This is a genomic window from Vibrio sp. 1151_11 (assembly GCF_029478525.1).
In the GTDB taxonomy this organism is placed as follows: Bacteria; Pseudomonadota; Gammaproteobacteria; order Enterobacterales; family Vibrionaceae; genus Vibrio; species Vibrio anguillarum.
In genome coordinates, this window is record NZ_SHMN01000015.1 from 85,932 (window position 1) to 101,083 (window position 15,152).

Sequence of the window (15,152 nt, forward strand, 5' to 3'; positions counted from 1 at the left end):
ACCAACTTTATTATGGCGTGATCTTACCTAGTCTCCATTCTACTTAGGAGAAAATCAGTGCTTTCAGGCTGGCTTGCGGATCAATATCTTCAAACTCTGGTGGGTTTTCTAGGCGAGCTTGAAAAGTAAGTGATGGCGCTTCCACCTTCATCCCTTCGATTAAAAAATCGCAGGTTACGGCTGGTGAATTAACGCATGCAAGCACTTCGCCGCCTTGTTCTAACAGCTCAGGTAAACGGCGTAAGATACGTTGATAATCTTTAGTCAGCGCAAAGCTGCCTTTTTGAAACGAAGGAGGATCAATAATAATCAGATCATATGGCCCTGATTTTTTGATTTTTCCCCAAGACTTGAAAATATCATGTCCAAGAAACTTCACTGAATTGAGATTGTGGCCATTTAATTGATGGTTTTCACGACCCTTAGCCAGTGATGCTTTGGCCATATCGACATTCACAACTTGGTCAGCACCACCAGCAATAGCCGCTACTGAAAAACCGCAAGTATAGGCAAATAGATTCAGTACATTTTTATGTTTAGCGTTAGATGAAACCCACTCACGGCCGTAACGCATATCCAAAAACAGCCCGAAATTCTGGTTACGCCCAATGCTCAATTGGTACTTTAAGCCATTTTCGACCACCACAGGGAAAGGCTCTAATTCTCCCCATACTGTTTCTGAAGGCGCGCCATCGGCATATCGATGCTGAAGTAAGACACAACGACCTTGCTTTTCTAGCCATAACGGACGGGCTGTTAGGTGCGACAAACCCGCTTTTAACTCCGCGAGAAAATCTTCTTCGACATTTTTAAATAAGTTGACGACTAACTGCCCTTGCAACCAGTCACAGGTGAGCTGTTCTAGACCTGGCCATTGACGACCTCGGCCATGAAATAAGCGGCGAATTTCACCGGTATTACAAGAGAGCTGCTGCTCAATATGGGTAAAAAAGTGAGGAAGCGCTGAACGTTGCATTGTTTGTTCTGTCATTTGTTTACTTTCGGCCAAACTAGATTCCAAGGTGTTAACCAAGATTCAATCCCTTGGCTAACAATGTCTGAGTTCCACTTCTGCCCCATCGCTACTTGATTGCGTGGGTCGCAGATAAATTGATACCACTGATCCTGATAGCAAAAACGTAACGCAAAAGCGTGTAGATAGCCTCTATCAGAATCATCATGAGAATGATAAATCGGGTCACCGACAATCGCAGAGCCGAGTGATTTCAAAGCAACCCTAATTTGGTGGGTTTTTCCGGTAAAAGGTTTACATAAAAAGAGACGTTCACCCGGTTCAGCAGAGCAGGAAAAAAACTGCGTTACTGCAGGGTTATTTTGTGTCGCTACTAACTTCCACGACGAGCGTCGAGAGCGTTCCATATCACCGCTGATCAAACCCTGTTTCTTTTTAGGCTTTTTACTGCCAATGGCAAGATAGAATTTCTCGACTTCCCTTGCTGCAAAGTTTTTAGATAACTCACTAGCCGCGGCTTGATGGCGGGCAAGCAATAAAATGCCGGACGTCATTTTATCCAACCGATGAACTAAGTAGAGCTGGCCATCACCTGAAACCTTACCCACTTCTTGCAGCAGCATTGTATCCCCGTCATCTTTGTGCACAGAAACATTGGGATGCTTGTTGATGATGAGAAAATCGTTGTGAGTATAAAGAATATCAAACATGTGAATCACTAACTGCAGAATAGGCGGCTGAGTATAGCGTTAAACAACGCAGATACCAATAAATGCAAGGTTCAAGGCCGTAGGATGATAAAAAGGCTCTCGGATGAGAGCCTTAGGAATGCGTTAAATTAATGAATAAGCAAAGACCATTAAAATCGCCACGGGGCAAACAAAACGCACGTACCATGGCCAAATTTTCCAGAATAGGCTTTGTGCAATGTCTGGGTTACCTTGTTTGATCTCATCAAGCAATTTATTGCGATGCCAAACCCAACCCACCACAATAGCCCAAACCACACCTAATAAAGGTTGCATATAGACGGTCGAGACGTTAGCCACTAGGTTAAATAACGCCCCAAAGTTAATGGAAATGATGATGCTCAGCAGCGCAATGGCTCCACCGATCATCCATGTTGCTTGGCTACGAGTCATTTTTAGTTCATCTTGCGCGCAAGATACTGGTACTTCTAGCATAGAAATTGAAGAAGTTAGCGCTGCGATAACCATCAAAATAAAGAAACCAAAACCGAGCAACACCCCTGCACTGCCCATATTATCAAACATCGCAGGCAGCACGGTGAAGACTAAATCGCCCGAACTCATCAAGTTGCCTGCATCATCAAAAATTTCGACACCATGATTTTTAGCCACAAACATTGCTGGGAGAATCAAAAGGCCTGCTGCAAACGCCACTCCTGTATCAATCGCCGCGACTTGCGCCGCTGCTTTTGGCAAATTAACATCTTTCTTAAGATATGAGCCATAAACGATCATCGCTCCAACGCCTAAAGAGAGAGAGAAGAAAGCTTGCCCCATTGCGTCTACTAATAAACTGGGAGTGATGTGCGCAATATCAGGGATCAAATACATCTTCAATCCTTCCATTGCCCCATCTTGGGTAAAGATATAAGCAATCATGGCGCCGAATAGAATAAAAAGCACTGGCATCAAACGGGTAGACCATTTTTCAATGCCGTCCGCGACACCTTTTCGCACAACATAAATAGTGAGCAAAGAAAATGCGAGAGCCAGTAAAACATTGCGTAAGCCGCTAAAATTCACTAACCAATCGGCCGCCGTCTGTAAACCCAACAAGCCTAATATAGGAGATGCCGCAAAACCCATAAGCCATCCGGCAAGAATGGAGTAAAAACTGAGGATCATCGATGAGGCAATCATCGCGATAATGCCAAACAGTGCCGCCGCCGCACGATTTTTGGTCCAGATACTTCTTAAAGAAGCGATGGGGTTAGATTGTCCATGTCGCCCGATCGTCAATTCCGCAACCAGCATTGGAAACGCCAGCAAGAATACCATCGCCAAATAAATCACTAAAAATGCCGCGCCACCATTACTTGCCGCTTTGGTCGGAAAACCCCACACATTCCCTAGACCAACCGCAGAACCTGCAGCCGCCATAATAAAACCAAGTCTCGATGAGAAATGACCTCTTGAACTACTTGCCATAAACTATTTACCAATGTTGTGTTTGTTAGGCAGTGCTAAAAGTGAGTGTAAACTTTTAATTACACAAATTATAATTTTTAGTCGCACTGTGATGGTGGCAAGTAAAACAGTTTGAGATTAAAATTGGAAGCCCGAACGATATAAATTACGGATAAGGCCGTAGTTTTATAGTTCAACTGTTGCTTTTTTATCCTCAGATCATTTTTTTAAACTGCCATGATCACTCTAGTAACACGATTCATCTGTTACTATTTTCATATTATTCACGCGATAACCTTCCTTAGTTTTCCCTTTCCCTTTACTATCGTGACTTATTCTATCGACAAGATTAATAGCATGGACAAGGTTTACCACGTTCTTACTTTAGCAGGCATCGCTCTCTATTGGTTTTTGGTCGCCGCAGTCACGCTACGCGTTGTATTGAAACGCCGAGCGGTGAGTGTTTCTCTGGCTTGGCTGATGGTGATTTATATCATTCCGATTGTGGGAGTGATCTGCTATTTTCTTTTTGGTGAGCTAAATTTAGGGCGCAAGCGTGCAGAGCGTGCCAAGGAAATGTTTGCTCCATTTGGTGATTGGTTTAGACAGCTTAACGATTGCCAAGCTCATGCCCCTGAGGGAATGGGTGCTCAAATTTATAAAATTGATGAACTGTGTAACCACCGCATGGGGATACCGGCCTTAAGTGGTAATACGTTATCACTGCAAACCTCCCCTAACGAAATTCTGCATTCCATCATTGCCGACATCGAACAAGCTCACACCAGTATTCAAATGGTATTTTATATTTGGCACCCAGGTGGATTGGCGGATTCGGTTGCGTCGGCTCTGATCCAAGCGGCCAAACGAGGTGTACACGTTAAGCTGCTGCTTGATTCCGCAGGGAGCCCCCGTTTTTTCAAAAGTCATTGGTATACCATGATGAAAGACGCAGGAGTTGAAGTCGTCCAAGCGTTAGAAGTGAGCCCGTGGCGGATGTTCTTACGCCGCTTAGATCTACGTCAACATCGTAAAATCATTGTTATCGACGATAAAATTGCCTACACAGGCTCGATGAATTTAGTTGATCCAGCCTATTTCAAGCAAAATTCCGGTGTAGGTCAATGGGTCGATATTATGGTTCGTATTACCGGGCCTGCGGTCAATGTGCTGTCCGCAGTACATTGCTGGGACTGGGAAGTGGAAACAGGAACACGTATGTTGCCAGCACAACCAGAATGCACTATCGGTCCAGATCAGCCCCATCATCCAGTACAGGTTGTCCCCTCAGGCCCCGGCATGCCGGAGAACTTAATCTCCCAAGTGTTAACGCTCGCGATGAATCAATCCAATCAATCTGTCAGGATCACAACACCTTACTTTGTTCCCAGTGCAGACCTTGTTGCTACTTTAAAAATGACCGCTCAACGCGGTATCAATGTTGAGATCATTATTCCACATAAAAATGACTCATTGATGGTTAAATGGGCCTCTCGCGCCTTTTATGGTGAGTTGCTCGAAGCCGGTGTGAAAATATACGAATTCTACGGTGGCTTGCTGCACACTAAATCCGTCGTGATCGATAACCAGTTCTGTCTTGTCGGTACGGTGAATATTGACATGCGCAGCTTATGGCTCAATTTTGAAGTCACGTTAGCAATTGAAGATCAATCCTTCACTCAAGAAATGAACTGGCTGCAACAGCGTTATATAGAACAATCTCACTTGGTTGAGCTAGCAATATGGGAGCAACGCCCGCTGTATCATAGGTTTTTTGAACGATTGTTCTATCTGTTTAATCCGCTGCTGTAAACTTTTTATCTGACTGGGGTTGCCAAGCTAGGCAACTCCATGTTTTAAATAGTGAACACTCTCCCAGACAAGGATTTCGGATGCCAGAAGGTAAAAAAACACAGTTGGTCAATGCGGGTCGTAGTAAAAAGTGGACCAATGGTGTTGTCAATCCTCCTATTCAACGAGCCTCTACGGTTGTGTTTGATAGTGTGGCTGAAAAAAATCACGCCACTGTCAATCGAGCTAATAAAACACTCTTTTATGGACGCCGTGGTACTCATACGCACTTTGCGTTCCAAGAAGCAATGGTGGAAATTGAAGGTGGCGTCGGTTGCGCGCTTTTCCCTTGCGGTGCGGCCGCCATTGCCAATAGTATTCTTTCCTTTGTGCAAACGGGTGACCATATTCTGATGGTCGACACTTGCTATGAACCTACTCGTGATTTTTGTGAAAAAATCATGAAAAAAATGGGTATAGAAACGACCTACTACTCACCGACCATAGGTGAAGGGATCCGCGCTTTGATCCAGCCCAATACCAAAGTGTTGTTCACTGAATCGCCCGGTTCGATCACGATGGAAGTGCAAGATATCCCAACCTTAGCGCGGGTTGCACATGAGCATGACATCATTGTCATGCTGGATAACACTTGGGCGGCGGGCGTGAACTTTTCACCTTTTGAACATGGTGTTGATATTTCGATCCAAGCGGCGACGAAATACATTGTTGGCCACTCAGACGTGATGTTAGGAACAGCGATTGCCAATGAAAAATGCTGGGATCAATTGCGAGAGCAAAGCTATTTGATGGGACAATGTGTCTCACCTGATGACGCTTATTTAGGACTACGAGGGCTAAGAACCTTAGATGTTCGCTTACGTCAACATGCTCAAAATAGCTTAGCCATTGCGCACTGGTTAGCAGAACAGCCTGAAGTGGATCACGTTCGCCATCCGGCGTTAGAGACTTGCCCTGGACATGAATTTTATCAGCGTGATTTCACTGGTGGTAACGGGCTGTTTTCATTTGTATTAAAGAGCAGTGATGCAAAAGCTACGACCGCTTTGCTCGATGGCATGCAACATTTTAGTATGGGCTTTTCATGGGGTGGATTTGAAAGCTTGATTTTAGCTAATGAACCCAAAAGCTTTGATAATTTAAGAACCGTCGCACACCCGCACTTTGCAGGTACACTGATTCGAGTACATATTGGTCTTGAAGATGTAGACGATCTGATCGCTGATCTAAAAGCGGGATTAGAACGCTACAGTGCACAGCTTGCTCTGCGTGCATAATATGAGCGGAAGACCAAAAGGCCGCTGAATCTTAAGCGGCCTTTTGCATATTAGGTTACCCTGAAAAATTAACGCTTGGGGCAATCAGCCAAATGATCGTTCACCATACCCACCGCCTGCATAAAAGCATAACAAATCGTTTCGCCAATAAACTTGAAGCCTTTTTTCTTTAGAAATTGGCTCATCGCCTTAGACGTGGGCGTCGATGTAGGGATATCACTCATCTGCTGCCAATGATTGAGCACTGGTTGACCATCCACAAACTGCCACAATGCTTTGGATAAGGAACCATACTCTTGCTGCAACAGTAAAGCCGCTCGTGCATTGGAATAGACAGAGGCAATTTTTCCTTTGTGCTTCACCACATCGAAATGTTCGATAATGTAAGGTGCCCGCGTTTCGTCGTACTGAGCCAGTTTTTCAAGATCATAACCGTCAAAGGCTAAGCGATAACCTTCGCGCTTTTTCAAAATCGTAATCCAGCTCAGCCCAGCTTGCGCACCTTCTAACGTCAAAAATTCGAACAACTTGACATCATCGTAAACGGGAATGCCCCACTCATTATCGTGATAATCGCGCTCTAAAGGGTGATTCATCGCCCATGCACAAGTCATTTCTGTATGATGCTTCATTTTTTGTTTCCTTACCCTTACCTTCATTTTCAGTGTCAGTTGAACAATGACACTGCAAATCTACGTGCCAGCTTTGCTTTTAAAGCTGATTAAACTCACGATTGACTTTAAATGCTTCAGAGGTGACATAAGCCTCCATTTTACGGATTTTCTGATCCACTCGAGTTAAATCTTGATCCAATGTCGCCAGCAAAGCTTCGGCGGTTTGTCCTTGCTCCCAAGGCTTATTCTTCAATGTATGTTCGCGTTGGGCTTTTAGCGTTTCAACATACTGAGTAGGCTGCTTTTCTAACATCAGCATCAAAGCCATATAAGCTAAAAGCACTAAAAAACCACCACCGAGTAGTGCAGCCGAGATGACCAATATACGCACCAACCAAACTTCTAACCCAAGATAATTAGCAAGCCCAGCGCATACGCCAGCTATTTTGCCATTGACCGGATCTTTATAGAGTTCTCGGCTAGCCATGATTTTGCCTCCAAGTCGGTGATTCAGCATCTAAGATGCGTTCAAGGGTTTCAACACGGCTTTGCAGTTTTTCCGCTTTTTCAGATAACGCTTTGATCCGCTCTAAATCCTCTTGTGACAATGAGTTGCTGCTATGTCGTTTACCTCTGTAATGCAGAAAAAGCCATATCGGTGCAACAAAAATCAAAAAGACAATCAGTGGACCTGCGATAAAAAATGATGACATATATGCCACTCCTCGTTATTGGTTTTTGTCCATTTGTTGTTTCAGTTTTGCTAGCTCTTGTTCAATTTCATCTTGCGCTTGAAGTTCAGCAAATTCTTGGTCGAGTGACTTAGCGTTACCGGACATAGCGTAGAGATCGGCTTCAGCTTCAAGTTCATCGACTTTACGCGAGTACTGTTCAAACTTCGCCATCGCTTCATCAGTACGGCTAGTATGCAAATGACGTTGCACATCACGACGGTTGTGCGCAGTTTGGCTACGAAGTGCCAAAGCTTGTTGCTTCACCCGTGTTTCGGCAATTTTGGCCTCTAACTTACCGATTTCCCCAGTCAATTTATCGATAGTTTCTTCTACCAAGGTTTGTTCAGTGTGCAAGCCTTTCTGCATTTCTTGCAATTTCTTTTTTTCAATTAAAGCAGCGCGAGCGAGATCTTCACGCTGTTTAGCAAGCGCCAAGGTCGCTTTCTGTTGCCAATCTTCAATATGAGAGGCCATAGAATCCACTTTACGCGCGAGCTCTTTCTTATCCGCAATAGCTTTGGCCGAATTGGTGCGTACTTCCACCAAGGTGTCTTCCATCTCTTGGATGATTAAGCGGATCATCTTTTCAGGATCTTCCGCTTTATCTAACAGTGCACTGATATTCGAGTTTACGATATCGGCAAAACGAGAAAAAATACCCATGTTCAATCTCCTGATTAGTTGTTCATGACGATGTAGTTATTGGTGAGCCATTTTGAATCGCTCAAAATGTTTAAGACGAGAAGAGATAACCAAGTTTCATGCCATATATAAATTCATTGATAATCAATAAATTAGATAATATCTCATAGAATGAGATTACTGTGCTATGATGATTTTCGCCAAGAGTTGGTGAATTTAACCACCCTTTCAATCACAGTGTGGAGAGTGAACATGCAACAAAACTTACTGGGTGAAGCGCCTCAATTTTTATCGGTACTGGATAAAGTCTCTAAGCTTGCACCGATTGATAGGCCGGTATTAATTATTGGCGAGCGGGGAACGGGCAAAGAGTTAATCGCTCAGCGCTTACACTATCTTTCCAAACGTTGGGACCAACCACTGGTTTCGTTAAACTGTTCAACCTTGAGTGAAGGGTTAATTGACTCTGAGCTCTTTGGTCATGAATCAGGCTCGTTTACCGGAGCCAAAGGACGTCACCAAGGACGATTTGAACGGGCAGAAGGTGGAACTCTTTTTTTGGACGAGCTCGCCACCGCGCCGCTTGCTGTGCAAGAGAAACTACTTCGAGTGATTGAATATGGGCATTACGAACGTGTCGGCGGTAGCCAACGGCTTAATGCGAATGTCCGTATCGTCTGCGCAACCAACGCCAATCTTCCACAATTAGCTGAAATTGGAAAGTTTCGAGCTGACTTACTCGACCGACTGGCCTTTGATGTGATCCAGCTTCCACCGCTAAGAGAGCGAAAAGAAGATATTATGCCACTTGCTGAGTATTACGCGATTAAGATGTGCCGTGAACTGAACTTAGCGCTCTTTGTCGGGTTTAGTGCAGAAGCGGCAGATCAGCTTCAACACTACTTGTGGCCGGGAAATGTGCGTGAACTTAAAAATGTCGTGGAGCGTGCTGTCTATCAACATGGAACGGCCTCCCATCCGATTGAAAACTTGGTTTTTAACCCTTTTGCTAATGAGTGGCACAAACCAGATGACCTTACTGGCAATCTCTCCACAGATCGCCATACTTACACCACTGGCTTTGAATTTCCGATGGATTACAAAATGTGGCAGGAGGATCAGGACAGACAACTACTGAGTGCCGCGCTCAATGCCAGTAAGTTTAATCAAAGACAAGCCGCAGAATTACTCGGCTTGAGCTACCACCAATTGAGAGGTATGGTGAGAAAATATCAACTCGTCGGCAGCAATGATGATTAACCCTAGGTTTAGATCAACAAAAAATGGTAGATTATCAGGATTTTGAGGCATAATGATTAGCTTTGTTTGCCCTACTTCTCACAGTTATTTCTCTTTATGAAAACATTAATACGATTCGCACTAGGAATATGCAGCTTTAGCCTACTGATAGGCTGTAGCGAACAAATTGACCATAGTAAAATTCGCCAGAGCGGATTCGTATATTGTGGTCACGGCAATCCCACCACTTTTAACCCACAATTGGTTGAGAGCGGCATTACGTCTGAAGCTCTCAGCCCACAGATTTACGACACGCTGTTGCAATTGGATTCAGAAACCTTACAACCGATACCCAGTCTGGCCACGAGTTGGACAGTGAATCCACAGGGTACAGAGTATACATTCAAGCTAAACGATGGCGTTCAATTTCAATCAACCGCTTGGTTTACACCGACTCGCGCTCTTAATGCCGATGATGTGGTCTTCAGCTTTCGCCGAATCATTGACCCAACCAACCCGTTTCATTACGTCAATAGTGGCGTCTACCCATGGTTTGCGGGTATTGATTTCAAAAACTTGCTGATCGATGTTCAAGCTCTGGATGAACTCACGGTTAAATTTACCCTCAGCCGTCCCGACAACTCCTTTTTATCCAATATCGCCACCAGTCACGCTGTCATACTCTCCTATGAGTATGCTAATCAATTAGTGATTGAAGATGAAAAAAGCATGATCGACAGCCATCCTGTTGGATCCGGACCATTTTATCTAGACGAATTTAAAGTGAATGACCTTATCCGCCTCCGTCGTCATGGCGCTTATTGGAATGGCGTGGCGAAGATGGAACAAGTCGTATTTGATGTCTCCAACCGAGGCACAGGGACACTCGCCAAACTACTACGCCATGAATGCGATGTGCTCAGCTCGCCTATTTCAAGCCAAATCCCTATTATCAAGCAGCAATCGGAAATAGAGCTTGATGCCAAGCCTGCGATGAACGTGTCTTATATTGCTGTGAATACCTCTCACCCTGCGCTCAGTGATGTTCGCGTGCGTAAAGCGCTTAATTTTGCGATCAACCGCCAAAATATTTTGGACTCGGTCTATTACGGTACAGGAAGTATTGCTTATAACATTCTTCCCCCCTCCTCTTGGGCCTATCAAAAGGACAGTATTCAAATTCGCTATGATCGTAACTACGCGATCGCATTACTTAAAGAGGCTGGCTATTACGCCAACTTGGAATTGACGATGTCTGTTCCTGCAGAGTCTCATGCCTATAATCCAAGTCCACGTAAAACTGCCGAGTTAATTAACGCTAACCTTGCCGACATTGGTATTACATTGCATATCATCACCCAAGACCGCCTCGATCGTTCAAATTTGGCCCAGCACGCCAATGTTGATCTGATTTTAACGGGCTGGAATGGCGATACCGCAGACCCAGATAACTTTTTGCGTCCACTGCTCTCATGTAATTCAGATCGCTCAGGGCTCAATGCCTCGATGTGGTGCAATAGTGATTTCGATTTTCTACTCGATTTGGCCTTGGAAGTAGACAAGTCACGCTATCGCCTTAACTTATACAAACAAGCGCAAAATATCTTGAATGAAGAGTTCCCGGTTATCCCATTGGCACACGGAATGCAATTTAAAGCATACAATAAGACGCTAACAGGCTTTAAACTCAGCCCATTTAATGTACAACCATTCAATACGGTTGAGAGGATCGAATAGTGTTTTTATATACGGTACGCAGACTCAACTTATTTATTATCACGTTACTCATTTTGACTATGGTCGGGTTTGCGCTGCTGCGCTTAGATCCACAGTCGCCTCTAACTGCTCATGGATTTTGGTCAGGTTGGTCAACCTATTTAGGGCAACTGCTGCAACTGAATTTTGGCGTCAATCACAGTGGTGTCCCGATTGTGGACGAACTGGCGATGGTCTTTCCAGCAACGCTGGAGTTATGCCTTATTGCTTTTACTCTCTCTTTGTTAATTGGTCTCCCTATTGGTACGCTCGCAGGAATGAAGCAAGGTAAATGGATTGATACCGTCATCTCCTTCACGTCAATGTCCGGCTATTCAGCACCGCTATTTTGGGTAGCTTTGTTAATGATCATGGTCTTTTCACTGCATTATGAGCTGTTTCCTGTTTCAGGACGTTATGATCTGCTCTACCAAGTGGAACACGTGACAGGTTTCGCTCTGATCGATGCTTTTTTCGCTGAAGGCAACTACCGTGCTCATGCTTTGCAAAGTGTTATTGAACATATGATTTTACCCTGCTTGGTACTGGCTCTAGCACCGACGACACAAGTGGTGAGCCTGATGCGTTCTTCGGTGGCCGATGTAATGGCTCAAAACTATATACGCGCCGCTCGAATTAAGGGTTTAAGTGATTACGAAATTGTCACCGAGCATGTGCTGAGAAATGCAATTCCACCTATTATTCCTAAATTCGGGGTTCAGTTATCGAGTATGTTAACGTTGGCAATTATTACTGAATCCATCTTCAACTGGCCGGGAATCGGCCGTTGGCTGCTCGATGCCTTATCTAACCAAGATTATGTCTCCATTCAAGCCGGTGTGATCGTAGTTGGTACGCTCGTTCTCACAGCAAACATTCTGTCTGATTTGATTGGCGCTATGGTTAACCCGCTGGTAAGAAAGGAATGGTATGCTAACAAATAACATTTATCAGGAAGAGCATATTCCAACTCAGTTTGAGCGGTTTTGGCGCAGCTATCGCAATAACAGTTTGGCGATGTTTGGCTTGTGGTGCTTAGGACTCATTGTGTTGATTACCCTCACCTCTCCTTGGATAGCCCCTCATGATCCGCAGTTGCAAACGAGCAACCTATTAATACCGCCTTCTTGGGATCCTGCGGGTACTGTCGAATTTTTCTTAGGTACCGACGATTTAGGCCGAGATATCTTGTCACGGTTGATTGATGGTACCCAATACACCTTCGCTGCCGCTATTTTAATCACCGCTATCGCGGCTGTGATCGGCTGCTTTATCGGTATCATGGCAGGCATGACCAAAGGATTACTGTCCAGTACATTGAACCACTTACTCGACACGGTCATGTCGATTCCATCGTTGCTGCTTGCCATTATTTTTGTGGCACTGCTCGGTTTTGGCGAGTTCAATATTTTGCTTGCGATTGGTTTGGCACTCATCCCTCGCTTTGTTCGTTCGGTGTATATTGCCGTACACAACGAAGTAGAAAAAGACTATATCCTCGCCGCACGTTTAGATGGTGCCAATGACTTTTATCTGTTGTGGAACTCCATTTTACCCAATGTCCTTGCTGTCATCGCCAACGAAATAACACTCGCGTTATCCATTGCCATCTTAGACATCACCGCTTTGGGCTTTCTTGGTTTGGGTGCTCAAGCACCAAGCACCGAATGGGGCACCATCTTAGGTGATTCAGTTGAGCTGATTTACCTCGCACCGTGGACAGTCACTCTCCCCGGTTTAGCGATTATGTTTACGGTGATCATCATCAACTTAGTCGGTGAAGGTGTACGACAAGCTCTGAATGCAGGGGTGGAATAATGCCATTATTAGATATTCGCCATCTCACCATCGAAATTGATACGCCACAAGGCATGGTAAAAGCCGTCGATCGCATGAGCTTAACCATGAACGAAGGCGAAATTCGCGGTTTGGTGGGAGAATCCGGATCAGGAAAAAGCTTGGTGGCTAAAGCCATCGTAGGAATATGCAAAGATAATTGGACCATCACCGCCGACCGCATGCGCTTAGGTAACATTGATCTACTTCAGCTGACGCCGCGCGAACGCCGGCGAGTGATTGCCCGCGACATCGCGATGATTTTTCAAGAACCGTCAACCTGCTTAGACCCTTCAGATGAAGTGGGAAAACAGCTGATTGAATCTATTCCATCGCGCACATTTGAAGGCAAATGGTGGCAGCGTTTTACATGGCGTAAAAAACAAGCCATTGCCCTTTTACATAAAGTAGGAATCAAAGAGCACGCGCGCATCATGAGTAGCTACCCCTATGAGCTAACTGATGGTGAATGCCAAAAGGTAATGATTGCGATGGCTATCGCAACCAAACCAAAAATTTTGATTGCTGATGAACCAACGAACGATTTGGACCCCATTACCCAATCACAGATATTGCGCCTGCTCAGCCGGATGAATCAGGTCAATAACACCACGATTCTATTGATTGGCCACGACTTAACCACCATTACCCAATGGGCTAACCGTATTACAGTGATGTACTGCGGTCAGTCTGTTGAGTCAGCCGATACCCAGAAAATATTGAGTGAACCCAAACACCCTTATACGGCCGCACTACTGAAAGCGATGCCTGATTTTAGTGATTGGATCCCGCATAAAGAAAAATTGCAATCCTTACCGGGTTCCATTCCACCCTTGCAACATTTACCGATTGGTTGCAGATTGGGGCCTCGCTGTCCCTATGCTCAGCGCCAATGCGTTGAAATACCGTATCCACAACGTATTAAAAATCATAAGTTTGCCTGTCATTTCCCACTCAATATGGAGCAACAGTCATGAGTGCATCATTATTAGAAGTGAACGGGTTAACTAAAGATTTCATTACTCGTTCAGGTCTATTTCGCAAGAAAATTCAGCATGCGGTCAAACCGGTCAGCTTTACGTTAGAAGCGGGGCAAACTATTGGTTTTATTGGCCAAAATGGTTCTGGTAAATCGACATTAGCACGAATGCTTGCGGGGATGGTTGAACCCTCTGCTGGCGAGATACGCGTTAATGGAGAGTTATTGGAACACAAGGATTACTCCACGCGCTGTAAGCTGATTCGGATGATTTTTCAAGATCCGAACACATCGCTCAACCCAAGAATTCAAATTGGTCGTATTCTAGAAGGGCCGCTCAAAAGAAACACCAATATGCCACCTGAAGCTCGCATGAAGCGCGTGAAAGATACGCTATTGCGCGTTGGGTTATTGCCAGAGCACGCCTACTTCTACCCGCAAATGCTCGCCACCGGGCAAAAACAGCGGATTTGCTTGGCACGAGCACTGATTCTACAACCGTCGATCATTGTGGCTGATGAAGCATTAAACGGGTTAGACATGGCAATGCGATCACAGATGATTAACTTGTTTCTAGAACTGCAAGAAGAGATGGGTGTCTCGTTTGTGTATGTCTCTCAACACCTTGGTATTGTAAAACACATTACTGATAAAATTATGGTGATGCACGAAGGCGAAGTCGTCGAATCGGGTGACACACAAGAAGTATTGTCTAATCCAACTCATCCCATCACTCAAAGAATGATTGAGAGCCACTTCAACAAAGCGCCCAGCTTTAAATAGCCGCTCTGTATTTAATATCGGAAGACAATATCGTCGATATTGTACTGTTCCTCCCCCTTTTAGGGGGAGGTTAGGAGGGGGTGTTCAGACCCTAGCCCTCCTCTTGAAGGGGAGGATTGACAGTGTTCACCCCACCCTAACCCTCCCCTAAAAGGGGAGGGAATTAGTTTCGTGAGCGTTGAGAGTATTTCAATTATGATGATCGATGTGGTTTGCTAAAACAGTTTTGTCGAGTAGACGACACCTGTTACCAAGTGTCGCCCCTCTAAGAACCCAGCGTGCAACTTTCACCGCACTAGGCTCAAGCCTTCACGAAGGCACCAGTTGGCACCCAGCAACTTACAAAGCAGTG

The 15,152-nt window shown here is 44.9% G+C and carries 15 protein-coding genes; 8 read left to right on the top strand and 7 right to left on the bottom strand.

Features of this window, described 5'->3' with window-relative positions:
* Positions 1–43: 43 nt before the first annotated feature.
* The 3 genes from EXZ60_RS12205 to EXZ60_RS12215 all read right to left on the bottom strand — a co-directional run bounded on the left by EXZ60_RS12205 (position 44) and on the right by EXZ60_RS12215 (position 3,150).
* The gene (locus tag EXZ60_RS12205) at positions 44–976 is read right to left on the bottom strand and encodes a class I SAM-dependent methyltransferase (protein ID WP_277435767.1); all 933 of its coding nucleotides are present in this window, start codon (positions 974–976) and stop codon (positions 44–46) included.
* An 11-nt stretch (positions 977–987) separates the two neighbouring features.
* Entirely contained in the window at positions 988–1,683 is a 696-nt protein-coding gene (locus EXZ60_RS12210; protein ID WP_017046192.1) for a TIGR01621 family pseudouridine synthase, read from the bottom strand.
* 123 nt (positions 1,684–1,806) lie between these two features.
* Positions 1,807–3,150: a sodium-dependent transporter gene (locus EXZ60_RS12215; RefSeq protein ID WP_277435765.1), complete on the bottom strand. Its 1,344-nt coding sequence runs from the start codon at positions 3,148–3,150 to the stop codon at positions 1,807–1,809.
* A gap of 336 nt (positions 3,151–3,486) precedes the next feature.
* Between EXZ60_RS12215 and cls the strand changes: the two genes are divergently transcribed.
* Both cls and EXZ60_RS12225 read left to right on the top strand, forming a co-directional pair.
* Positions 3,487–4,941 (top strand): cardiolipin synthase, encoded by a 1,455-nt coding sequence (cls, locus tag EXZ60_RS12220; protein WP_115339723.1) that lies wholly within the window; start codon positions 3,487–3,489, stop codon positions 4,939–4,941.
* Positions 4,942–5,021: 80 nt separating this feature from the next.
* On the top strand, positions 5,022–6,218 hold the full coding sequence (locus EXZ60_RS12225; protein ID WP_115339722.1) for a cystathionine beta-lyase: 1,197 nt from the start codon (positions 5,022–5,024) through the stop codon (positions 6,216–6,218).
* Between the two features lie 68 nt (positions 6,219–6,286).
* Here the strand turns inward: EXZ60_RS12225 and EXZ60_RS12230 are convergent, their stop codons facing one another.
* Genes EXZ60_RS12230 through pspA form a run of 4 tightly spaced genes read right to left on the bottom strand, consistent with a single transcriptional unit; the run spans position 6,287 to position 8,229 of the window.
* A complete protein-coding gene (locus EXZ60_RS12230) occupies positions 6,287–6,877 on the bottom strand; it encodes a DNA-3-methyladenine glycosylase I (protein ID WP_013857035.1) in 591 nt (196 codons plus the stop codon).
* A gap of 52 nt (positions 6,878–6,929) precedes the next feature.
* Positions 6,930–7,319 (bottom strand): envelope stress response membrane protein PspC, encoded by a 390-nt coding sequence (pspC, locus tag EXZ60_RS12235; protein ID WP_013857036.1) that lies wholly within the window; start codon positions 7,317–7,319, stop codon positions 6,930–6,932.
* On the bottom strand, positions 7,312–7,545 hold the full coding sequence (gene pspB / locus EXZ60_RS12240) for an envelope stress response membrane protein PspB (RefSeq protein WP_026027627.1): 234 nt from the start codon (positions 7,543–7,545) through the stop codon (positions 7,312–7,314). The genes pspC and pspB overlap by 8 nt, the downstream gene beginning before the upstream one ends.
* 15 nt (positions 7,546–7,560) lie before the next feature.
* On the bottom strand, positions 7,561–8,229 hold the full coding sequence (gene pspA, locus EXZ60_RS12245; RefSeq protein WP_026027628.1) for a phage shock protein PspA: 669 nt from the start codon (positions 8,227–8,229) through the stop codon (positions 7,561–7,563).
* Positions 8,230–8,460: 231 nt separating this feature from the next.
* Between pspA and pspF the strand changes: the two genes are divergently transcribed.
* From pspF to EXZ60_RS12275, 6 genes are all read left to right on the top strand, one after another.
* A complete protein-coding gene (gene pspF / locus EXZ60_RS12250; RefSeq protein WP_026028021.1) occupies positions 8,461–9,468 on the top strand; it encodes a phage shock protein operon transcriptional activator in 1,008 nt (335 codons plus the stop codon).
* A gap of 96 nt (positions 9,469–9,564) precedes the next feature.
* Entirely contained in the window at positions 9,565–11,184 is a 1,620-nt protein-coding gene (gene sapA, locus EXZ60_RS12255; RefSeq protein WP_277435766.1) for an ABC transporter substrate-binding protein SapA, read from the top strand.
* Positions 11,184–12,146, top strand: coding sequence for an ABC transporter permease subunit (locus EXZ60_RS12260; RefSeq protein ID WP_013857041.1), 963 nt, complete (start codon positions 11,184–11,186; stop codon positions 12,144–12,146). Before sapA ends, EXZ60_RS12260 begins: the two co-directional genes overlap by 1 nt.
* Positions 12,133–13,020 carry an ABC transporter permease subunit gene (locus EXZ60_RS12265; protein WP_013857042.1) on the top strand — a complete coding sequence of 296 codons (888 nt, stop codon included), beginning with the start codon at positions 12,133–12,135 and terminating at the stop codon, positions 13,018–13,020. Before EXZ60_RS12260 ends, EXZ60_RS12265 begins: the two co-directional genes overlap by 14 nt.
* Positions 13,020–14,015, top strand: coding sequence for an oligopeptide/dipeptide ABC transporter ATP-binding protein (locus EXZ60_RS12270; protein WP_010320232.1), 996 nt, complete (start codon positions 13,020–13,022; stop codon positions 14,013–14,015). Before EXZ60_RS12265 ends, EXZ60_RS12270 begins: the two co-directional genes overlap by 1 nt.
* A complete protein-coding gene (locus EXZ60_RS12275) occupies positions 14,012–14,800 on the top strand; it encodes an ATP-binding cassette domain-containing protein (RefSeq protein WP_013857043.1) in 789 nt (262 codons plus the stop codon). Before EXZ60_RS12270 ends, EXZ60_RS12275 begins: the two co-directional genes overlap by 4 nt.
* Positions 14,801–15,152: the final 352 nt, after the last annotated feature.